The following is a 20,552-nucleotide window of genomic DNA, read 5'->3' as shown; positions in this document are numbered from 1 at the left end:
GCCCCGCCTGGTTATCTTATCTGCCCGTCCGGCCGCGGGCATGAATGGAGCGGCGCCGTCACCCCCGGGCCGCTGCCCGCTCCCGCTTCCCGGCGCGCCCGGCCGGGCGTCGGCGCCGTTTCCCGGGAGGGCCCCACGGCGGCGGCCCCAGGGCCAGCTCCAGGACCTCGTCCATGTGCCGCACGGTCCGGAAATCGATGTGCCGCCGGACGTGGGGCGGGATCTCCTCGAGGTCCCGCTCGTTCTGCTCCGGGATGATCACCACCGGGATGTCCGCCCGGAGGGCCGCCAGGGCCTTCTCCTTGAGCCCCCCGATGGGCAGCACCCGGCCCCGCAGGGTGATCTCCCCCGTCATGGCCACGTCCCGGTTGACCGGGTGCTCCAGGAGGGCCGAGACCAGGGCGGTGGTCATGGTCACGCCGGCCGAGGGCCCATCCTTGGGGATGGCCCCGGAGGGGACGTGGATGTGGATGTCGCTCTCGTCGAAGAGGTCGGGATCGAGGCCGAAGCGCTCCGCCCGGCTCCGGGCGTAGCTCACCGCCGCCTGGGCGGACTCCCGCATCACCTCGCCGAGGAGCCCCGTGAGGGTGACGTTCCCCTTGCCCTTCATCACGGTGACCTCCACCTGGAGCATCTCGCCCCCGTAGGGCGTCCAGGCCAGCCCGTTGGCCACCCCGACCTGGCTCTCCTCCTTGAGGAACTCGGGGAGATATCGGGGAATCCCCAGGTACTTGTGGAGGTTGCCCCGGGTCACCCGGAAGGTGCCCGTGCCCTCCTCGGCGATCCGCCGGGCCACCTTCCGGCAGATGGCGCCGATCTGCCGCTCCAGCTCCCGGAGCCCGGCCTCCTGGGTGTACTCCTCGATGATGAGGTCCAGGGCCGAGTCGGAGATCTCGAGCTGTGCCTTCTTGAGACCGTGTTCCCGGAGCTGGCGGGGGATGAGGTAGCGCCGGGCGATGGCCCGCTTCTCGTCGGCGGTGTAGCCGGCCAGGGTGATGACCTCCAGCCGGTCGAGCAACGCCGAGGGGATGGTGTCCGTCACGTTGGCGGTGAGCACGAAGAGGACCCCGGAGAGGTCGAAGGGGACGTCCAGGTAGTGGTCGCTGAAGGCCACGTTCTGCTCGGGATCCAGGACCTCGAGCAGGGCCGCCGCCGGGTCCCCGCGGAAGTCCGCCCCGATCTTGTCCACCTCGTCCATCATGAAGACGGGGTTGTTGCTGCCGGCCCGCTTGAGCCCCTGGATGATCCGGCCGGGAAGCGCCCCGATGTAGGTCCGGCGGTGGCCGCGGATCTCCGCCTCGTCGCGGACGCCGCCCAGGGAGACCCGGACGAACTTGCGCCCCAGGGCCCGGGCGATGGAACGGCCCAGGGAGGTCTTGCCCACCCCGGGGGGCCCCACGAAGCAGAGGATGGGTCCCTTGGCTCCCGGGTTGAGCTTCCGGACGGCGATGTACTCGAGGATCCGGTCCTTGACCTTGTCGAGGTCGTAGTGGTCCTCGTCCAGGACGGCCTTGGCGGCCCGGACGTCGAGCTTGTCCCGCGTCCGCCGCGACCAGGGCAGCTCCGTCAGCCAGTCGAGGTAGGTCCGGACCATGGAGGTCTCGGCCGCCTCCGGGTGCATCCCTTCCAGGCGCTGGAGCTGCTTCAGGGCCTCCTTCTCCACGTCGGGGGGCATCTTGGCCCGGCGGATCCGCTCCCGGAACTCCTCGAGCTCCTCGTCCTTTTCGTCGATCTCGCCGAGCTCGCGCTTGATGGCCCGGAGCTGTTCCCGCAGGAAGTACTCCCGCTGGGTGCGGGTCATCTCCTCCTTGGCGTCGGACTGGATCTTGGCCTGGACGGTGGAGACCTCGAGCTCCCGGGCGAGCAGCCCGTTGACGCGGTGGAGCCGCCGGACCGGGTCCTCGAGTTCCAGGAGCTCCTGGGCCTCGGCCACCTTGAGCTGGAGGTTCGAGGCCACGATGTCCGCGAGCCGCCCCGGCTCGTCCACGTTGTTCAGGATGGAGCCGACCTCCGGGGTGAGCACCCCCTTGAGCGAGAGGAGCTTTTCGGCCTGCTCCCGGACGTTCCGGATCACCGCCTCCAGCTCCACGCTCGTCTCCCCGGGCCCCTCTTCCCGGAGCGGGGCCACCCTCACCCGGAAGTGGGGCCGCTCCTGGACGACGGCCTCGATCCGGCCCCTCGCCAGGGCCTGGGCCAGGATCTTGAGCCGCCCGTCCGGGAGCTGGAGGGTCCGCATGATCATGGCCACCACCCCGACCCCGTAGAGATCCCGGGCCGCGGGCCGTTCCTCCCGCCCGTCCCGCTGGGCGACGAGGAAGAGGAGGCGGTCCCCGGCCAGGGCCTCGTTCACCGCGGCCACGGAGGCCTCCCGCCCCACGAAGAGCGGGAGGATCATGGCGGGGAAGACCACCACGTCCCGGACCGCCATGAGCGGGAGGACCTCGGGGATCTCCACGGATTCCTGCTCGTCGAAATCGATTCCGCCGTTGACGGTGTCGTCCATGTCCATGTCGCTGTCTCCCCGGGGCTCAGGCCCCGTCCCCGCCGCCCCGCCGGTGGCAGGCCACCCAGTGCCCCTCGCCCACGAGGCGCCGGGCGGGCGGGCGGGCGGTACAGCCCGGGTCGGCCTCCGGGCACCGGGGGGCGAAGGCGCAGCCCGCCCCGGCCGCCCCCGGCGCCTCGGGCGGCACCGCCGCCCTCCCCGTGCCCCGGCGGGCCGGGTCCGGCAACGGGACCGAGGCGAGCAGCGCCTCCGTGTAGGGATGGTGCGGCACCGAGGCGCCGCCGCCGAGGAAGGCCGCCCTGGGCATCATTTCGATGATCCGCCCACGATACATCACCGCCACCCGATGGGCCACGAACTGGACCACGGGGAGGTCGTGGGAGATGAAGAGGTAGGTGAGCCCCCGGCGTTCCTGGAGGTCCAGGAGCAGGTTGAGCATCTGGGCCTGGATGGAGACGTCCAGGGCCGAGGTGGGCTCGTCGGCCACGAGGCACCGGGGCGCCACCATGAGGGCCCGGGCCAGGCCGATCCGCTGGCGCTGCCCCCCGCTGAACTCGTGCGGGTAGCGGTCCATGGCCCCCGGGTCGAGCCCCACCTCGGCCAGCGCCGCGGCCACCCGCCGGCGTTCCTCGTCCCGGCCGCAGATCCGGTGGATGCGAAGCGGCTCGCGGAGCACCTGGAAGACGGTCTTCTTGGGGTTGAGGGAGGAGTGCGGATCCTGGAAGATCATCTGGGCGCGACGGCGGAAGGCCAGGAGATCCGCCCCCCGGAGACCGGCGACGTCGCGCCCCTCGAAGCGGACCCGGCCGTCGTCCGGGGCCTCGAGGCCCAGGGCGACCCGGGCGAGGGTGGACTTCCCGCACCCGCTCTCCCCCACGAGGCCCAGGATCTCGCCCTCCCGGAGCTCGAGATCCACGTCGGCCAGGGCGGTGAGCCAGCCGGAGCGCCCGGCGAACCCCTGCCGGACGCGGTAGCGCCGGGTGACGCCGGCCAGCTCCCAGAGGACCCGGCCCATCAGCCCTCGAAGAGCGGCCGGCCCGTCATGTCGGCCGGCTGCGCAAGCCCCATGACGGCGAGGGCCGTGGGGGCCACGTCGGCGAGGATCCCCCGCCGGAGCCGCCGATCGCGGCGGATGTCGTCCACCAGGTAGAAGGGAACGGGGGACATGGTGTGGGCCGTGGCCGCCCCGCCCCCGGGGGCGAGCATGACCTCGGCGTTTCCGTGGTCGGCGGTGATGAGGGCGGCCCCGCCCCCCGCCCGCCACGCCTCGGTGATGCGGCCCACGCACTCGTCCACCACCTCGCAGGCCCGCACCGCCGCCTCGAAGACCCCGGTGTGGCCCACCATGTCGCCGTTGGCGAAGTTCACCACCACCAGGCCGTAGCGCCCCCCGGCGGTCCGCTCCAGGACCGCCTCGGCCACGCCCCGGGCGCTCATCTCCGGCTTGAGGTCATAGGTCGCCACCTCCCGGGGCGAGGGGACCAGGACGCGGTCTTCCCCCGGGAAGGGCTGCTCCTCGCCGCCGTTGAAGAAGTAGGTCACGTGGGCGTACTTCTCCGTCTCGGCCACCCGGAGCTGGGGGATGCCCGCCTCGCTCACCACCTGGCCGAGGATGCGGTCGAGGTGCTGGGGCGGAAAGGCGGCCGGCAGGTCGAAGTGCTCGTCGTAGCGGGTGAGGGTCACGAAGGTGGCCAGCCGCGGCCGGTCGGCCACGTCGAACTCGCTGAAGCCCGGCTCGGTGAAGGCACGCGTGAGCTGCCGCGCCCGGTCCGCCCGGAAGTTGAAGAAGATCACCGCGTCGCCGTCCGCCACCCGGGGAAGCGGCATCCCGTCGGGCTCCGCGAGCACCACGGGCCGGACGAACTCGTCGGTCTCCCCCGCCTGGTAGGCGGCCTCCAGGGCGGCCACGGGGTCCGTCGCCCGGCGCCCCTCGCCCCGGACCAGGGCCGCGTAGGCCCGCTGGACCCGGTCCCAGCGCCGGTCCCGGTCCATGGCGTAGTAGCGGCCCACCAGGGTGCCGATGCGGCCGCAGCCGACGGCGGCCATCTCGTCGAGGAGGCGCCGCACGTGGCCGGCGCCGCTGGTGGGGAGGGTGTCCCGGCCGTCGAGGAAGGCGTGCACCACCACCCGGGGGAGCCCCGCGTCGCGGGCGAGCCGCAGCAGGGCGAAGAGGTGCTCCATCTGGCTGTGGACTCCGCCGTCGGAGACCAGGCCGAGGAGGTGCAGCGTCCCGCCAGCCTCCCGGGCCCGGTGCACGGCCTCGAGCAGGACCTCGTTCCGAAAGAAGGACCCATCGGCGATGGCCTTGTCGATCCGGGTCAGCTCCTGGTAGACGATGCGCCCGGCGCCGAGGTTCAGGTGCCCCACCTCGGAGTTTCCCATCTGCCCGGCCGGCAGCCCCACCGCCTCGCCCGAGGCCTCGAGCAGGGTGAAGGGATAGTCCCGGCCGTAACGATCGAGGTTGGGCGTGGCGGCCAGGCGGATGGCGTTGCCCTCCGCCTCCTCCCGCCAGCCCCAGCCGTCCATGATGACGAGGAGCACGGGACGGCCGGGGACCGCCCCCGCCGAAAAGGTATCGTGTGCCATGGATGCCTCCGGTGGATCGTTCGGGGCCGGGGGCTCAGTCCCCGGCGGCGGCGCCGCCCGGGGTCCCGAGGTCCAGCCGCGGCGCCTCCCGCCACAGGCCCTCGAGGTCGTAGAAGCGCCGGACCGGCTCGTAGAAGAGGTGCACCACCACCTCGTCGTAGTCCAGGAGCACCCACTGCCCCTCGGCCTCGCCCTCCACGCCGAGGCAGCGGGCGCCCCGGGCCTCGAGGGCCTGTTGGATCTTGTCCACCATGCCCTGGACGTGCCGGGTGGAGCGCCCCTGGCCGATCACGAAGAAGTCGGCCACCGAGGACCGCCCGCGCACGTCCAGAACCACCACGTCTTCCCCCTTGTTGTCGGCCACCTGCGCCGCCGCGAAGCGGGCCAGCGCCTCCTCGCGGAGCAGGGGCTCCGGGGCGGGGGTCGTCTCGGTCTTCGTTCGTGTCATGGATGTCGAACCCGCAACAAGTCCAAGATAAGCCGCCTCCCAAAATGAGCCGCCTCGGCCGGAAACGCCGGGGCGGCGCCGTCATGGATGGGCCGGGCCCTCCGGGAGGCCGGGGCCGTCCCCGGCGCGGTAGAGCCCGTTGTCTTCAATATAACGAAGGACAGGCCCAGGGACGAGGTAGCGGATGGAGCGCCCCGCCGCGAGCCGCCGCCGGATGTCCGTCCCGGAGACGGAAAGGCGCGTCACCGGGAGCAGCCGGACCCCCCCTTCCCCCGCCGCCTCGAACCGGTCCGGGCCCGCCGGCCGGTGGAGCGGAAAGGCCCGGGCGATCACGGCCGCCACCCGCTCCCGGTCCGCCTCGCGGCCCATCACCACGAGGTCCGCGTACCGGGTCAGCCGCCGGTAGTCCTTCCAGCTCTCGATGTCGCAGAAGGCATCGTCGCCCAGGATGAAGAAGAAGCGGGGGCCGGGGCCGAGCCCGGCCCGGAGCCCCGCCAGCGTCTCCACGGAGAAGGACGGCCCGGACCGCTCCGCCTCCACGGCCGAGGCCACGAGGTGCCCCACCCCCGCCACGGCCCGTTCCACCATGGCCAGGCGGTGGCCGAAGGGGGTGAGGTCGCCCCGGCGCTTGTGGGGGGGCAGGAAGGCGGGAACGAAGCGGACCTCGTCGAGCCCGAGGGCCTCCCAGACCTCTTCCCCCGCGCGCAGGTGGCCGATGTGGATGGGATCGAAGGTGCCCCCGAAAAGGCCGATCCGCATCCTACTGCCTCACCTGGCCGTCCCCGAAGGCGATGAACTTGGTGGTGGTGAGCTCCTCGAGCCCCATGGGCCCGTAGGCATGGAGCTTGGAAGTGCTGATCCCGATCTCGGCCCCGAGCCCGAGCTGGCCGCCGTCGTTGAAACGGGTGGAGGCGTTCACCAGGACCAGGGAGGCGTCCACCTCCCGGAGGAACCTCATGGCCCTGGCGTAGTCGCGGGTCACGATGGCCTCGGTGTGGTTGGAGCCGTAGCGGGCGATGTAATCCATGGCCTCGTCCATGGAGTCCACCACCCGGACGGCCAGCACGAGATCCAGGAACTCCCGGCCCCAGTCCTCCTCCACGGCGGCGACCGCCTCGGGGACGATGGCGCAGGTCCGGGGGCACCCCCGCATCTCGACGCCGGCCTCCCGGAAATCCGCCGCCATGGCGGGGAGAAAGGCCTCCGCCGCCTCGCGGTGGACCAGCATCCCCTCCATGGCGTTACAGACACCCGGCCGCTGGACCTTGGCGTTGAAGCAGATCCGACGGGCCATCTCGAGATCGGCCCCGCGGTCCACGTAGACGTGGCAGACCCCCTTGTAGTGCTTGAGCACCGGGATCCGGGAATTCTCCACCACGAACCGGATGAGCCCCTCCCCGCCCCGCGGGATGACGAGGTCCAGGTCGTCCTCCAGGCGGAGCAGCTCCAGGACCGCCGCCCGGTCCGTCACCGGCACCACCTGGACGGCGTCGCCGGGGACCCCGCAGGCCGCCAGGGCCTCCTGGAGGATCTCGGCCAGGGCCAGGTTGGAATGGATGGCGTCGGAACCGCCGCGCAGGATCACGGCGTTGCCCGCCTTGAGGCACAGGGCGGCGGCGTCGATGGTGACGTTGGGGCGGGATTCGTAGATCATCCCGATGACCCCGAGGGGGATCCGAACCCGGCCCACGGTGAGGCCGTTGGGCCGGCGCCAGAGGCGCGGGCTCTCCCCCACCGGGTCCGGGAGGGCCGCCACCTCCCTGAGCCCCTGGACCATGGAGTCGATCACCCGGTCCGAGAGGGTGAGCCGGTCCACGAAGGCCCCGGAGAGGCCCTTTCCGCGGGCCGCCGCGAGGTCCTTCTCGTTGGCCGCCCGGATGCGGTCCTTCGCCTCCACAAGCCGCTCCGCCGTCCGGAGGAGGACCTCGTCCTTCACCGCGGTGGAGAGCCCGGCCACCCGCCGGGCCGCGGCCCGGGCCCGCCGGCCCATGTCCGCCACTATGGCTGCCACGTCGTTCATGCCGTCGCTCCTTCCTCCCGCCGCCCGCGATCCCTCTCCGGCCGCGGGCGGCTTGTCACAAGAGCACCATGTTGTCCCGGTGGATCACCTCCGGGGCACCGGGATAGCCGATTTTTTCACAGATCTCCCCGGTCTGGCAACCGAGGATCTTCCGGAGCTCCCCGGACCCGTAGTTGGTGAGTCCCACCGCCACCTCCTCGCCGCCGGGCCCGAGGCAGACCACGCAGGCCCCGGCCTCGAACTCGCCCTCCACCGCCCGCACCCCGGCGGGCAGCAGGCTCCGGCCCATCTCCGTGAGGGCCCGCGCCGCCCCGGCGTCGATCCGGACGGCCCCCTCCCGGGCGAGCGCCATGGCGATCCAGGGCTTGCGCCCGGCCAGGGCCCGGCCCGGCCGCGGGTGGAAGAAGGTCCCGACGTCCTCCCCGGCGAAGATCCGCCCGAGGACGTCGGGGGTCCGTCCCCCGGCCACCACCACCGGCACCCCAGAGGCCGTCACCATGCGGGCGGCGGCGATCTTGGAGTGCATGCCCCCCCGCCCCGCGCGGCCCGGCCGCGGGCTGGCCAGCGCCGCCACCCCGTCGTCGATCTTGGCGACTTCCGGGATGCGGGCCGCGCCGGGGTCGTCCGCGGGATCCCGGTCGTAGAGCCCGTCGATGTCGCTCAGGCAGACCAGGAAGTCCGCCTCGACGAGGTGCACGATGAGGGCGGCCAGGGCGTCGTTGTCGGTGAACTGGATCTCCTCGGTGGCCACCGTGTCGTTCTCGTTGATCACCGGCACGACCCCCCACTGGAGGAGGGTCTGGAGGGTGTTTCGGGCGTTGAGGTAACGGCGGCGGGCGACGAGGCCGTCCCGGGTGAGCAGGATCTGGGCCACCCGGATGTCGAAGCGGTCGAAGGCCTCCTCGTAGGCACGGATGAGCCGCCCTTGGCCCACGGCGGCCAGGGCCTGCTTCTCGGGCACGGTGCGGGGCGGAGGGAGATGGGCCATCTTGCGGCGGCCGGCCGCTATGGCCCCGGAGGAAACCAGGGTGAGACGCCGGCCGGATGCCCGGAGGGCCGCCACCTGCCGGCACAGGTCGCCCAGCACCTGGAGATCGAGCCCGTCGGCGGCGGTGAGGACGGCGCTGCCCACCTTGACCACCACGTTTCGGGCGCGGCCCGCGGCCGCCTTCCGGTTCACGCCCCCGGTTTCCATACCGCCTCCTCTCCGGCCCCTTCCCCCCGGGCCGCCTCGGCCCGCGCCACCTCGGCGTAGAGGGCCTCCAGCAACCCCGGCAGGCCCTCCCCCGTGGCGGCGGAGACGAGAAAGGTCCCCTCTCCGGCGAAGGCGCCCTTCACCGCCTCCCGGTCCGCCGGCGCGAGGAGGTCCACCTTGTTGAGGGCCACCATGCCGGGTTTCCGGTCGAGCCCGGCCCCGTAGGCCGCCATCTCGGCGCGCACGGTCTCGTAGGCCCGGCGGGCCGCCTCCGGCCCCTCCGAGGCATCCATCACGTGGAGGAGCACCCGGGTCCGTTCCACGTGGCGGAGGAAATCGAGCCCCATCCCCAGGCCCCGGTGCGCGCCCTCGATGAGCCCGGGGATGTCCGCCGCCACGAGGCTCCGGCCGCCGGGGAGGGTCACCACCCCGAGGCAGGGCCGCAGCGTGGTGAAGGGGTAGGCCGCCACCTTTGGCCGGGCCGCCGAGATCCGGGAGAGCAGGGTGGACTTGCCGGCGTTGGGCAACCCCACCAGGCCCACCTCGGCCAGCAGCTTGAGCTCGAGGCGCAGCCGGCGCTCCTCGCCGGGAAGGCCCGGCTGGGCGTAGCGGGGCGCCTGGCGGGTGGCGGTGGCGAACCGGGCGTTGCCCCGCCCGCCGCGCCCGCCCCGGGCCGCCACCCAGGTCTCCCCGGGCCGGGTGAGGTCGCGGAGCACGAGCCCCGTGGCCTCGTCGATCACCACGGTGCCCGGGGGCACCCGGACCACGAGGTCGGCGCCGCTCTTCCCGTGCTGGTTCTTTCCGCGACCGGGTGCCCCTCGGGGTGCGAAGAACCGGCGGCGGTAGCGGAAGGGCTGAAGGGTGTTGAGCCCGGGGTCGACCCGGAAGACCACGCTGCCGCCGTCGCCCCCGTCACCGCCGTCGGGCCCGCCCTTGGGGACGTAGCGCTCCCGCCGAAAGCTCACGCATCCCGCCCCGCCGTCCCCGGCCTTCACGTGGATACTGGCCTGGTCGACGAAGTCCATGGGGGATGCGCCCGCACGGCCCGGCCGGCGGGATTCCGGCGGCGGGCGCCGCCTTTCAGGAAGCTGCGGAATCGGCGGGATAGACGCTGACGCGCTGGCGGTTGCGGACCGTCTCGAAGCGGACGATGCCGTCGATCTTGGCAAAGAGGGTGTAGTCCTTGCCCATGCCCACGTTGCGGCCCGGGTGGAAGCGGGTCCCGAGCTGGCGGACCAGGATGTTGCCGGCCCGGACCGCCTGGCCGCCGAAACGCTTGACGCCGCGCCGCTGGCCGACGCTGTCGCGCCCGTTCCTCGAACTGCCGCCTGCCTTCTTGTGCGCCATGGTGACTGCTCCTTCGTCGCGCCGCGCACGGCCCGTGCCGGCTAGGCGCTGATCTCCTGGATCTCGATGGCGGTGTAGGCCTGCCGGTGCCCCTTCTTCACCTTGTAGCCCTGGCGCCGCTTCTTCTTGAAGACGATGACCTTGGGGTGGCGGCCGTGCTCCACCACCCGGGCCTTGACCCGGGCGGCCTCCACCAGGGGGGTGCCCACCTTGACGTCGGCGCCGTCGGCCACCAGGAGCACCTCGGGGATCTCGAGCTCGGCGCCCACCTCGGCGTCGAGCTTCTCCACCCGGAGCACCTCGCCCGGGGAGACCTTGTATTGCTTGCCGCCGGTCTGGATCACAGCGTACATGATCGCCTCCATGCTTTCCGAAATCGGGTAACGGGTAAAAATAGCATGGTCCGCCGGCGTGTCAAGGCGCAGAGAGCCGGCCCGCCCTTCCGAATGCCGGGGAAAGGCCCGGGCCGGCGGCCGGGGGCCGTGTTGACAAGCCTCCGGCGGGTCATTTAAGATGCGCCCGTCCAGAGGCGCGGGCGATTAGCTCAGTTGGATAGAGCGTTGGCCTCCGGAGCCAAAGGTCGGGCGTTCGAGTCGCCCATCGCCCGCCATCTTCCCTTTCACCCCCCGAGATCACGCCCCGCCTTCACGAGCCGGCCGCATCCGCGGCGGCGGCCGGTGCCGGCCGGTACTCCGGTACCAGGGCGCGGAGGGCGCCGCGGATCTCGTCCGGGCCGCCCCGCCGCATCACCGCCTCGAGCCGTTTCAGCCCGGCCTGGCACCAGGCCCAATCCACCTCTCGGCTCCGCGCGAGCAGGATCTTCGGGTGGGCGGTGGCCGCCAGGTGCTCGTCGGGGTGGAGGAGTTCCTCGTAGAGCTTTTCCCCGGGCCGAAGCCCGGTGTAGACGATGGGGATGTCCCGGTCGGGCTCGAGGCCGGAGAGCCGGATCACCTGCTCGGCCAGCTCCCGGATCTTCACCGGCTCCCCCATGTCCAGGACGAAGATCTCGCCGCCCCGCCCGAGGGCGGTGGCCTGGAGCACCAGCTGGGAGGCCTCGGGGATGGTCATGAAGTAGCGCTCGATCTCCGGGTGGGTCACGGTGACCGGCCCGCCCCGGGCCACCTGCCGCTGGAAGAGCGGCACCACCGAGCCGGAGGAGCCCAGGACGTTGCCGAACCGGGTGGTGATGAAGGCGGTCCGGGACCGCGCGTCGAGGTTCTGGCAGAAGATCTCCGCCACGCGCTTGGTGGCGCCCATGACGTTGGCGGGGTTGACCGCCTTGTCGGTGGAGACCATGACGAACTTCTCCACGCCGAAGGCGTCGGCGGTCTCCGCCAGGGTCCGGGTGCCGAAGACGTTGGTGGCCACCCCGGCGGCGGGGTTGAGCTCCACCAGGGGGACGTGCTTGTAGGCGGCGGCGTGGAAGACCACCTGGGGCCGCTCCCGGTCGAAGACGGCCTCCAGGGCGGCCCGGTCCCGGATGTCCGCCAGGACGGCGGAAAACGGCGCCGCCCCGTCCATGGCCCCGATCTCCATCTCGATCCGGTAGAGGGCGTATTCCCCGGCGTCCAGCAGGACGAGGCGGGCCGGGGAAAGGCGCGCGATCTGGCGGCAGAGTTCCCCGCCGATGCTCCCCCCGGCGCCGGTGACCAGGATGCGGCGCCCCTCCACCTCGGCCCGGATGGCCGCCCAGTCGAGCTGCACCGGGTCCCGGCCGAGGAGGTCCTCCACCGTGACCTCGCGGAGGGCGGAGACCGTCACCTGGCCGGCCATGAGGTCATGGAGGGAAGGCAACGTCCGGTAGGGAAGCCCGGTCTCCCGGCAAAGCTCGGTGAGGCGGCGGAGGGTCCGCCGGCCCGCAGACGGGATGGCGAGGAGGACCATCTCGGCCCCCAGCTCCCGGGCGATCTCCGGGAGATCCCGGGTCCGCCCCAGGACCCGCACGCCGAGGATCTCGCGGCCGACCTTGCCGCGGTCGTCGTCGAGGAACCCCACGGGCCGGTAGGGGCCGCCCTGCTGGCGGAGCATGTCGCGGACGAGTTGCTCGCCCGCCTGCCCGGCGCCCACCACCAGGGTCCGGAGGCCCGCTCCGGCGCCGGGGAGCCCTTCCCGGAGGAGGCGGTAGAGGAACCGCCCGCCCCCCAGGAAGAAGACGACGAGGAGGAAGTCGAGCGGAAGGATGGAGCGCGGGAGATAGGCGAGGCGGTCCCAGGAGAAGAGGAGGCCGAGCAGCAGGAAGTTGGCGGTGGCCCCGCCGGCGAGGATCTTCAGGAGATCCGGGACGGAGACGAAGCGGATCACCATGCGGTGAAGACCCCAGGCCCGGAACACCAGGAGCTGGACGGCCAGCACCAGGGGCCAGAGGTGCGCGGCATAGCGCCAGTGGTGGGCGGGGATCGCAAAGCCGAACCGGAGCCAGTAGGCGCCGAACCAGGCCGCCGTGAGCGCCAGGGCGTCGTGCAGGAAGAGCGCCGCCCGGACGAGGCGCACCCGGTGGCGGACGAAGAGGTGCCGCCAGGTCCGGCCGTTCATGCCCCTCTCCGGGCGAGGCGGACCAGGGTCCGGAGGATCAGCCGAAGGTCCGTCACCATGTTGTGTTCCTCCGCGTAACGGCGGTAGAGGGCGATCTTCCGGGGCAGCACCTCCCGGACGTAGGCCGCCTCCGGGTCAGGATACCCCGCCAAAAGCGATTCTTCATCCACGAACTCCAGGGCGGCGAAGTCCGTCAGCCCCTGTGCACCCGGCGAATCACGGCGGCCACCCGGTCGATCTCCGCCTCCCCCATGGCCGTCCCCGAGGGCAGGCACAACCCTCTCCGGAAGAGATCCTCGCTCACCCCGCCCCCCACGACCCGGCAATGCCGAAACACCGGCTGAAGATGCATGGGTTTCCAGACCGGGCGGGCTTCGATGTTGTGCTCTTCCAGGGCCGCACGAACCACCTCGCGGTCGGCGCCGAAGGCCGCCGGGTCGACCAGGATGACGGTCAACCACCGGGTGCATCTCCCGTAACCGGCCTCGGGCATGAAGGTGATGCCGGGCAGGTCTCCCAGTGCCGCCCGGTAGGCCTCGAAGATCCACCGCTTCTTCCGGACGCGGTCCTCGAGGACCCGGAGCTGACCTCTTCCCACCGCCGCCAGCAGATTGCTCAGGCGATAGTTGTAGCCCAGCCGGCTATGTTCGTAGTGCGGCGCCGGGTCCCTGGCCTGCTGGGCGAGGAACCGAGCCTCCTCCACCAGGGCCGGGTCGTCCGAAGCCAACATGCCGCCACCGGACGTCGTGATGATCTTGTTGCCATTGAAGGAAAATGCCGCCGCCTGGGCCCCCTTGCCCGCGTGGCGCCCCCTGTAACGGGTGCCCACGGCCTCGGCGGAATCCGTCACCACCGGGATCTCGTGGGTGCGGCAAAGCTCCAGGATCCGGTCGAGGTCGCAGGCTTGCCCGTAGATGTCGGTCGGCACCACCGCCCGGGGGAGGCGCCGGCCTCGCCGGCGCCGCTCCTCCAGCTCCTCGGCCAGGAGTGCGGGATCCATGTTCCATGTGGCCGGATCGGAATCGAGGAAGACGGGGACCGCCCCCTGGTAGACGACGGGGGTGACGCTCCCGATGAAGGTAAGGTCCGAGACCAGGACCTCGTCCCCCGGCCCCACGCCTAAGAGGCGCATGGCCAGGTGCAGGGCCGCCGTGCCGCTGCTCACCGCGGCGGCGGCGGCCATGCCCGTATAGGCCGCGAATTCCGCCTCGAAAGCCTCCACCATGGGGCCCACGGGCGCGATGAAGTTGGAGGCGAAGGCCTCCCGGACCAGGTCCAACTCGGCTCCGCCCATATGGGGCGGGGAAAGGTAGAGCCGGGGAGGCTTCTCGTCGTTCATCCGGCCGCACACCTCACGGGCGCTTCTTGATCACCCGGGCCGGCACCCCGACCGCCACCGAGTTGGCCGGGACATCCGACTTGACGAAACTGAAGGCCCCGATGACGGCGTTCTCCCCGATGGTGACCCCCGGCATGATGACGCTGTGGGTACCGACCCGGCATCCCCGGGCGAGCCGGACCCGTCCTTCGCGGCCGTCGATGGTGGAGACCGAGTAGATGGAGCAGTGCGACCCCACCTGGACCTCATCCTCGATGATGACCCCGTTCTTCGCATTGATATAGGTGAAGGCCCCGATGTCCGTCCGCCGCCCCAGCTGGAACCCGTCGGGATGCCGAACGATCCAGTGGTACTTGGTCGGGACGCCGTCCTCGATCTCCGGGTATGTCCACTCGGCGAACCGGTCGCCTGGATCTTTGCCGCCCATCCGCTCGCCCACTCTCACCCTGACCGGGAGCCCTTGAAACGCTCGGCCGTGGCGCATCCCGGCTGGTTTATGCCCCTGCCCTTCACCACCTGGGCCAGGGTCAGGAAGAGGATCTTGAGATCCAGCCAGAGGCTCCGGTTGTCCACGTACCAGACGTCCAGCCGGAACTTTTCCTCCCACGATATGGCATTTCGGCCGTTCACCTGGGCCCACCCCGTGATGCCGGGGCGGACCTCGTGGCGCCGCATCTGCTCAGGAGTATAGAGCCTGAGGTATTCCATGAGCAACGGCCGGGGGCCGACCAGACTCATTTCTCCCTTGAGCACGTTGAACAACTCCGGCAATTCGTCCAGGCTGGTCCGCCGCAGAAAACGCCCGAGGCGTGTCAGGCGCTGCTCGTCGGGGAGGAGGTTCCCCCGGGCGTCCCGGGCATCGGTCATGGTCCGGAACTTGTAGAGAACGAAGGGCCGGCCGTGCAGCCCCGGCCGCACCTGGCGGAAGAACACCGGGGCGCCGAGGAAGATGCGCACCATCAAGGCCACCGCCGCCATGACCGGCAGGAGGAACAGGCAAGCGGCCGTGGCCAGCGCCAGGTCCAGGATCCGTTTCATCCGGCAAGCCCCATGGTTTCGAGGATCACCGCGTTCACCTTGTGGACGTCGTACCTCTCCTCAGCCAGGCGGCGGCCCTCCCGCCCCATGCAATCTGCCAGTTCCGGTTGCTCGACGAACCGCAGGCAAGCCGCCGCCAGGGCCCCGGGATCCCGAGCCGGCACCCGGAAACCACTGACGCCGTCGATCACCGTCTCCCGGCAACCGGGAACGTCCGTGGTCACCACGGGCCGCCCCATGCTCATGGCCTCCAGGACCGAACGGGGCGTACCCTCGCGGTACGAGGGCAGGACATAGACCCGGGCCTTCGCCAGGGCGGGGCGGACATCCTCCAGCGCACCGAGATACTCCAGCACGCCTTCCTCCACCCAGGCCGCGAGTTCATCCCTCTTTATCGCGCTTGGATTGCGGTCCAACCATCCGGCCAGCCGGAACCTGGCCTCGGGATGCGCACGGCGAACGATCCGGGCCGCCTCCGCGTATTCCCGGACCCCCTTGTCCTTCAGGAGCCGGGCAGCCATGAAGAAAACGGGCTCCCGGGGCAAGGGGACGGCCGCAAAGTCATCCAGGTCGACGCCGGAGCCGTTGATGACCACCGCGCGGGCCGACGCCCCCAGGATTCCCCGCCGCCGGAATTCCTCGAGATCGTCCGGGTTTTGGAAAAAAACGGCCCGGCTCCCCTTCAAAGCCGCCCGGTAAAGGTGCCGCACCACCGTCGAAACGAGGCGCCGGCCGGCGGCATCCCCGGTGAAGGCGTATCCCAGGCCGGTCACCATCGGGAAGAATCCGCGGATGCCGGCCAGCCGCGCCGCCATCCCCCCATACACGATGGGTTTGACGGTGTAGGCGAGCAGGAGCTGCGGTCGCTCCTTTCGCAGGAGGCGATAATAGGCGGCCATCGTGAAGAGATCCGGGACGGGGTTCACCCCCGTCCGTGCCATCCGGACCTCAACACACGTAACGCCCAGGTCTTGCAGAAACCTCCGGGATGAGGCCGAGAAGACCGGGGCGGCGGCCACCACTTGGTGCCCCCCCTGGATCATGGCCCGGATGAGCGGGCCGCGGAAGGTCACGAGGGACCGGTCATAGCTGGCGGCCACGACCACCTTCACGGCGGCACCCCCGGACGCTTCCATCGTTCGCTCCCGGCCCCCGCCTCCCTTTCGTTATCCATCCAGGCCTGAAACATCAACACGTTCCAGAGGGGATACTGCCAATTCCGGCGGCCGGGAAGGTGTTCCTCCCACTTGCGCCGAATGGGTCCGAACACGGGAAAGTCCCCCGGGCGGGGCGGGACCGACCCTATACCTTTCCTTATATCGCTTTCGGAGATGCGACCGAGGGCGAGTCCCAACCCGAGGCAAACAAGGACGAAGGCCCGGGTTTCAGACATTCACCCAACCGCGGCGCCGGCGGCCTGTTCCAGCAGCTGTAGGAGCCGGGGGGCAACGACGTGCCGGGAATAATGGGCCACGACCCTTTCACGCGCCGAACGCCCCATTCGAATCCGCTTCCCCGGGTCATTCATCAAGGCCTGGAGGGCCGATATCCACCCATCTCGCCCATCCGCCAGAAATCCCGTCTCACCGTCACGAACGATTTCTCGATTCGCCCCGACAGGAGAAGCAACCACCGGTTTACCGCAAGCCATGTACTGGATAAGCTTGTAGCCACATTTCCCCCGTTCCCACGGCCCGTCTGGCAATGGCATGATGCCGACATCAAAACTTTGGATCTCGGCCACCTCGGTGTCCTCGGACCAGGGACGGACCTCCACGGGTACCCCCGGCAGTGAAACGGCGCCTGCCCCGACCAATACAACCCGCCCCCTCCCCTTGCACACTTCCGCCAAGGAACCTGCCACCAGGTCCAGGTACCTGGCCGTAAAAGGAGTCCCAATCCACCCGATGGTAAAGACCTCGCCCCCCGGCACAAATTTGGGCCGGAATTTCTCTGTATCGACTACACTTGGCACTATTTCAACCCGTTTGGCGCCCGCCCGCCTTGCACGTTCTCCAAGGTAAGCATTGCCGGCGGTTACGAGCTCAGCGCCGGCCATGATGCTGTCAATCTTTCGCCCCAACAGGCGCCGCACAAAACCAGAAGGATGCAAATCATAATTATGAAAAACGGCGTCATCATAATCTACGACGTAAGGAAAACGTGACAGCCAAAGAAAGCGTTCCACTGGCGCCGGCAGCCAGGGCAAAACTTCTTTTTCGATCCACAAGAGATCGATTTCCTTGCGCCGTTGCCCCCAGCTGGCTCCAATCCTTCTGGAATATGCACGCCAAAGGTTGCCCCAATCACGCCTCCCCGCTCCATAGAGGTTGGCCAAGTAAGCGGCATCGAAAAACGGGCAACACCGCACATCAACACCATGCTCCTGAAAATATTCAAAAAATTGATAAGAGCGCACCCGGCTGCTCGCCCCGAGCGATGAATAACGGGTCAAGGCCAGGATTTTCATGAAACGATCAGGGGAGACTCTCGTGCCATGATGCATCCCGATGGGCGCTTGGGCCCCCGGACATGCAGGCACCAATGATTGATGATTGCCAAGGGCAGGAAGACCATCCACAAGGCCCCATACGCTTGCAGGTAGGGGTTGGAGGCATTCCCGATCAAGACTCCCGCCAGTCCGGCTATCGTGGGGATCAAAAAGGCGCCGGGCCCGGGATCCGCAGCGGAAATCTTGTAAGCCTTGCCGATCATCCAAAGAATCCCGGCCGAATAGCAGGCCACTCCCACCAATCCCGTCTGGAAGAGAAGCAAGTGGTATTGCAACTCATACTGCCATGGCCGGGCCGAAGATCGCACGACCGGCGCCACCGATCCAAGTCCATGCCCCAGGTATGGAGCAGAAAGCCATGCCTTCGTCAAAAAGTCGCCCTGTGCCCCCCGGATCGCGGCACTTGTATCCTGGGCCGGGTTGAATCCGCCCCAAAACCACTGCCATATCCCTTGAAGGCTTATAGGAGGGAGCGCTATGAGCAGGCAAATGCCGCCGATGATGGCCAACAGGACTTGGAAAAAGGCGCGGCGCGAGACCCCCGTCGACGTGAACAACAGCAGGAATCCCAACAAGGGTCCGACAACCGCGACCAGCATCAAGGCCCGCCGGCCAGAGGCGAACACCACAAAGGTCCCCAACAATAAGGCCAACCATCTCAGGCCCCGGCTTGCAACTTGGTCCCAGCACGAGCGGGGCGCCATAAGGCTCGTGGCGACGAAGGGTAGAAGGAAAAAAAGTGACGAAATCGGCCGATAACGCATGCGAGAAAGGCCGGGGAATAAAACAACGGCTTGATCCTGGCTCAAAAGGGGCACGTAGTCGGCCGATATCCATCCAATCCCCCCCAAAACCGCCATGACACCCAAGGCGGAAACCAAAAAGAGCCCCACCACGCAGGTCCGCAAAAGCCAGCGGATGAATCTGTCGTCAAGAGCGGCGCCAGCGACCAGGCCAACGTAGACGACCGGCCACACCAAATAAATGGCAAGGGAGAAGAATGCACCTGGATTTCTCTCGACAGCTCCATATAACGCGTAAAAAGAACCGCAAATGACGTACCACATGAACCAAAACCATACTTCCCGGGCCAAACCAATCCGGCCTTCTAGCACTATGCTTCTGGCAAGCACCAGGAAAGCTGCAACGCCGAAAAGAGACAACTTGATTTCATGATGCGCCAACGGGAAAAATATCAGCACAATCAGCAAAAGACAGCCGAAAATAACGCCGAAGGGGAAACGCATCATCAAACGTTCCGACACTGGAAGATACTTCAAGGTTTCGACTTGTACGGCCCGAGCCGATCGTCGTGTTCCAGGGCAAACTGGACGAGCGCCTCGTCGTGGCGGTAAGCGTGTGCCCGGCCGCCGTCCACGAGCCGGCGGCATGTCTCGATCTGTTTCTGACCGGGTTCCAGCCCGCAAAAAGCGCACAAATCCCGCAACCAGGCCTCGGGATCCTGCACAAACTTTTCGTATGGGACTGAAAAAAAACGCCCCGACAGGGCTTCAGCATGTCTGCCGGCCGCCAAGACGTATTCCTCCCACAATTCAAATCCTCCCTCCAGATCCAGGCACCTGGCCGAGCCGGAAAACCCCCGTGACCGGTACCTCTGGTACAGCAGATACAACCATCCGGCACGCGCGTAGCGCCTCCGCTGGATCTGGACCTCCCGGTGCGCCCGAACGAACAGGCTACGAGCGACGTCCACCCCGTGTCGTTCCACGTACACGACCTTCGCATCCGGGAAGACCTCCGTCCACAAAGGCAAGAGCAGCGTGCTGCGGGGATCCTTCCAGCCCCATGGCCTTTCGAGTGCCCGGACATCCCCGTACCTCACCCAGGCCCCCAGCCCCAGGTACTGGATGGCCAGTGGGTGCTTGAGCCACCCGTCGAGCATATCGAGCACCAGAGCCCGGAGCTCCTCGCTGCGCCACAGCCAACGTACCGGTCCGGGGAAGTCCCAACTCCCCCCACACCGCCGCAGTATCCAGTCGTTGATCCTGGAAAAGAACAACGCCTCGGAATTCCGGTCCTTCCGCTTCCCGATAAAAAGACCGGCCGCCTCGAGGATCCGCGCCACAAGCGAGGTCCCGGATCGATGCATCCCGCAGATGATGACGGGCGGTATGCCCCTTGTCTTCTTGGGACGTGCCGTTTTCATGAACGACCTTCCCCTCGGGCCTGGAGGCATGCAAACCGCCGGCGCATCCCGGGCAGGGCCTCGAGGAACAGGCATGACAAGGCGCCCACCGCGCCCCCCAATACAAGCCCAAGGACCAAGACGAGGGGAAGGCCCGGCCCTGTTTCGTCGCCGGGCAGCGTCGGTGCCTCGAGCACCCGCGTCGGGCAGGAAAAGGGCTCCTGGGCCCCCAAGACCAGAAGGCGCCCCGGGAAGCCGTGAAGTCCTCCCGCCGTTTCTCCCCGGCCCGTTCCCCGGCCGGTGATCCCGGAGACGGCGGCGCGCCCGAGCGTCGGGGGGCCCTGCCGCGCTCGCGCCCCATCGGCGTCGGTCACGTCGAGAAGCGCCGCGGCGTCTCGAAGGTAGCCCTGGTAGGCGGCAAAGCGCCTTCGATGTTCGGCCAAGAGGTCGGCCAAGATCCGTTCCAGAGTTTGCTGCGCGGCGGCCGGAGACGATGCCTGCACACAGAGCTCCAGGAGGCCGCGGCCGAGGTCCGAGCCGGGCCGAACCTCCAACCCTTCTCCCTTGTACCGAAGCGAGAGCCGTGCCTTGAGCAGGACGGGATCCTCGAGGAAGACCCTCAAGCCGGCGCCGCCGGCCAACCCGGGGAGAGTCAGCCGGCCCACGGCGACGGTGGCCTCGCTTCGATAGGCGGGACCCTTCGCATACCACCAAAAGCCCGCCGAACAGGGGAAGAGCAAGAGGCAAAACGCGAAGAGGGCCTTGTGCAGCCACAAGACGTGGAGGAGATCCACCAAGTGGATCTCGCCGGGAAGGCCCTCGCAGTCTGAGCGCCCTTCCTTCGGTTCGGCAACAACAGAAAACCCGGCCCTACCGGTCATGACGC

General features: G+C 69.2%; 20 protein-coding genes and 1 tRNA gene. 1 reads left to right on the top strand and 20 read right to left on the bottom strand.

The features are described from left to right. Nucleotides 1–58 precede the first annotated feature (58 nt). From lon to rplU, 10 genes are all read right to left on the bottom strand, one after another. Nucleotides 59–2,509, bottom strand: coding sequence for an endopeptidase La (gene lon, locus HCU62_RS01340; protein ID WP_163299541.1), 2,451 nt, complete (start codon nucleotides 2,507–2,509; stop codon nucleotides 59–61). A gap of 19 nt (nucleotides 2,510–2,528) precedes the next feature. Beyond that, nucleotides 2,529–3,518 (bottom strand): ABC transporter ATP-binding protein, encoded by a 990-nt coding sequence (locus HCU62_RS01335; protein ID WP_169755358.1) that lies wholly within the window; start codon nucleotides 3,516–3,518, stop codon nucleotides 2,529–2,531. Then, the gene (gene gpmI / locus HCU62_RS01330; RefSeq protein ID WP_163299360.1) at nucleotides 3,518–5,089 is read right to left on the bottom strand and encodes a 2,3-bisphosphoglycerate-independent phosphoglycerate mutase; all 1,572 of its coding nucleotides are present in this window, start codon (nucleotides 5,087–5,089) and stop codon (nucleotides 3,518–3,520) included. The genes HCU62_RS01335 and gpmI overlap by 1 nt, the downstream gene beginning before the upstream one ends. A 34-nt stretch (nucleotides 5,090–5,123) precedes the next feature. Beyond that, the gene (gene rsfS, locus HCU62_RS01325) at nucleotides 5,124–5,537 is read right to left on the bottom strand and encodes a ribosome silencing factor (RefSeq protein ID WP_163299359.1); all 414 of its coding nucleotides are present in this window, start codon (nucleotides 5,535–5,537) and stop codon (nucleotides 5,124–5,126) included. An 81-nt stretch (nucleotides 5,538–5,618) separates the two neighbouring features. After that, a complete protein-coding gene (gene nadD / locus HCU62_RS01320; RefSeq protein ID WP_163299358.1) occupies nucleotides 5,619–6,296 on the bottom strand; it encodes a nicotinate-nucleotide adenylyltransferase in 678 nt (225 codons plus the stop codon). A 1-nt stretch (nucleotide 6,297) separates the two neighbouring features. Then, entirely contained in the window at nucleotides 6,298–7,557 is a 1,260-nt protein-coding gene (locus HCU62_RS01315) for a glutamate-5-semialdehyde dehydrogenase (protein WP_163299357.1), read from the bottom strand. Between the two features lie 55 nt (nucleotides 7,558–7,612). Further along, the gene (proB, locus tag HCU62_RS01310; protein WP_163299356.1) at nucleotides 7,613–8,752 is read right to left on the bottom strand and encodes a glutamate 5-kinase; all 1,140 of its coding nucleotides are present in this window, start codon (nucleotides 8,750–8,752) and stop codon (nucleotides 7,613–7,615) included. Continuing rightward, the gene (obgE, locus tag HCU62_RS01305) at nucleotides 8,734–9,777 is read right to left on the bottom strand and encodes a GTPase ObgE (RefSeq protein WP_169755357.1); all 1,044 of its coding nucleotides are present in this window, start codon (nucleotides 9,775–9,777) and stop codon (nucleotides 8,734–8,736) included. Before obgE ends, proB begins: the two co-directional genes overlap by 19 nt. Nucleotides 9,778–9,832: 55 nt before the next feature. Next, nucleotides 9,833–10,099 (bottom strand): 50S ribosomal protein L27, encoded by a 267-nt coding sequence (gene rpmA / locus HCU62_RS01300; protein WP_163298038.1) that lies wholly within the window; start codon nucleotides 10,097–10,099, stop codon nucleotides 9,833–9,835. A gap of 41 nt (nucleotides 10,100–10,140) precedes the next feature. Next, nucleotides 10,141–10,452, bottom strand: coding sequence for a 50S ribosomal protein L21 (gene rplU / locus HCU62_RS01295; RefSeq protein WP_163298037.1), 312 nt, complete (start codon nucleotides 10,450–10,452; stop codon nucleotides 10,141–10,143). Between the two features lie 180 nt (nucleotides 10,453–10,632). Here rplU and HCU62_RS01290 point away from each other — a divergent pair. Continuing rightward, nucleotides 10,633–10,709 (top strand) — tRNA-Arg (locus HCU62_RS01290). A gap of 35 nt (nucleotides 10,710–10,744) precedes the next feature. Here HCU62_RS01290 and HCU62_RS01285 read toward each other — a convergent pair. The 10 genes from HCU62_RS01285 to HCU62_RS01240 form a co-directional block, all read right to left on the bottom strand. Next, on the bottom strand, nucleotides 10,745–12,631 hold the full coding sequence (locus HCU62_RS01285; protein ID WP_163298036.1) for a nucleoside-diphosphate sugar epimerase/dehydratase: 1,887 nt from the start codon (nucleotides 12,629–12,631) through the stop codon (nucleotides 10,745–10,747). Then, nucleotides 12,628–12,801 (bottom strand): hypothetical protein, encoded by a 174-nt coding sequence (locus HCU62_RS01280; protein WP_163298035.1) that lies wholly within the window; start codon nucleotides 12,799–12,801, stop codon nucleotides 12,628–12,630. Before HCU62_RS01280 ends, HCU62_RS01285 begins: the two co-directional genes overlap by 4 nt. A 23-nt stretch (nucleotides 12,802–12,824) precedes the next feature. Beyond that, nucleotides 12,825–13,970 carry a DegT/DnrJ/EryC1/StrS family aminotransferase gene (locus HCU62_RS01275; RefSeq protein WP_163298034.1) on the bottom strand — a complete coding sequence of 382 codons (1,146 nt, stop codon included), beginning with the start codon at nucleotides 13,968–13,970 and terminating at the stop codon, nucleotides 12,825–12,827. Between the two features lie 13 nt (nucleotides 13,971–13,983). Then, nucleotides 13,984–14,397, bottom strand: coding sequence for an acyltransferase (locus tag HCU62_RS01270; protein ID WP_163298033.1), 414 nt, complete (start codon nucleotides 14,395–14,397; stop codon nucleotides 13,984–13,986). A 14-nt stretch (nucleotides 14,398–14,411) separates the two neighbouring features. Continuing rightward, complete coding sequence (locus tag HCU62_RS01265) at nucleotides 14,412–15,008, bottom strand: sugar transferase (RefSeq protein WP_163298032.1); 597 nt, start codon at nucleotides 15,006–15,008, stop codon at nucleotides 14,412–14,414. Next, on the bottom strand, nucleotides 15,005–16,144 hold the full coding sequence (locus HCU62_RS01260) for a glycosyltransferase family 4 protein (RefSeq protein ID WP_181447985.1): 1,140 nt from the start codon (nucleotides 16,142–16,144) through the stop codon (nucleotides 15,005–15,007). The genes HCU62_RS01265 and HCU62_RS01260 overlap by 4 nt, the downstream gene beginning before the upstream one ends. A 257-nt stretch (nucleotides 16,145–16,401) precedes the next feature. Continuing rightward, nucleotides 16,402–17,478: a glycosyltransferase family 4 protein gene (locus HCU62_RS01255; RefSeq protein ID WP_163298031.1), complete on the bottom strand. Its 1,077-nt coding sequence runs from the start codon at nucleotides 17,476–17,478 to the stop codon at nucleotides 16,402–16,404. Beyond that, nucleotides 17,475–18,800, bottom strand: a complete 1,326-nt coding sequence (locus HCU62_RS01250) for an O-antigen ligase family protein (RefSeq protein ID WP_163298030.1) — start codon at nucleotides 18,798–18,800, stop codon at nucleotides 17,475–17,477. The genes HCU62_RS01255 and HCU62_RS01250 overlap by 4 nt, the downstream gene beginning before the upstream one ends. Further along, a complete protein-coding gene (locus tag HCU62_RS01245; protein WP_163298029.1) occupies nucleotides 18,797–19,687 on the bottom strand; it encodes a sulfotransferase family protein in 891 nt (296 codons plus the stop codon). Before HCU62_RS01245 ends, HCU62_RS01250 begins: the two co-directional genes overlap by 4 nt. Further along, a complete protein-coding gene (locus tag HCU62_RS01240) occupies nucleotides 19,684–20,547 on the bottom strand; it encodes a hypothetical protein (RefSeq protein WP_163298028.1) in 864 nt (287 codons plus the stop codon). The genes HCU62_RS01245 and HCU62_RS01240 overlap by 4 nt, the downstream gene beginning before the upstream one ends. Nucleotides 20,548–20,552 lie beyond the last annotated feature (5 nt).

This window comes from Dissulfurirhabdus thermomarina (genome assembly GCF_012979235.1).
Classification (GTDB): Bacteria; Desulfobacterota; Dissulfuribacteria; order Dissulfuribacterales; family Dissulfurirhabdaceae; genus Dissulfurirhabdus; species Dissulfurirhabdus thermomarina.
This window is presented reverse-complemented; position numbering and strand designations above follow the sequence as displayed.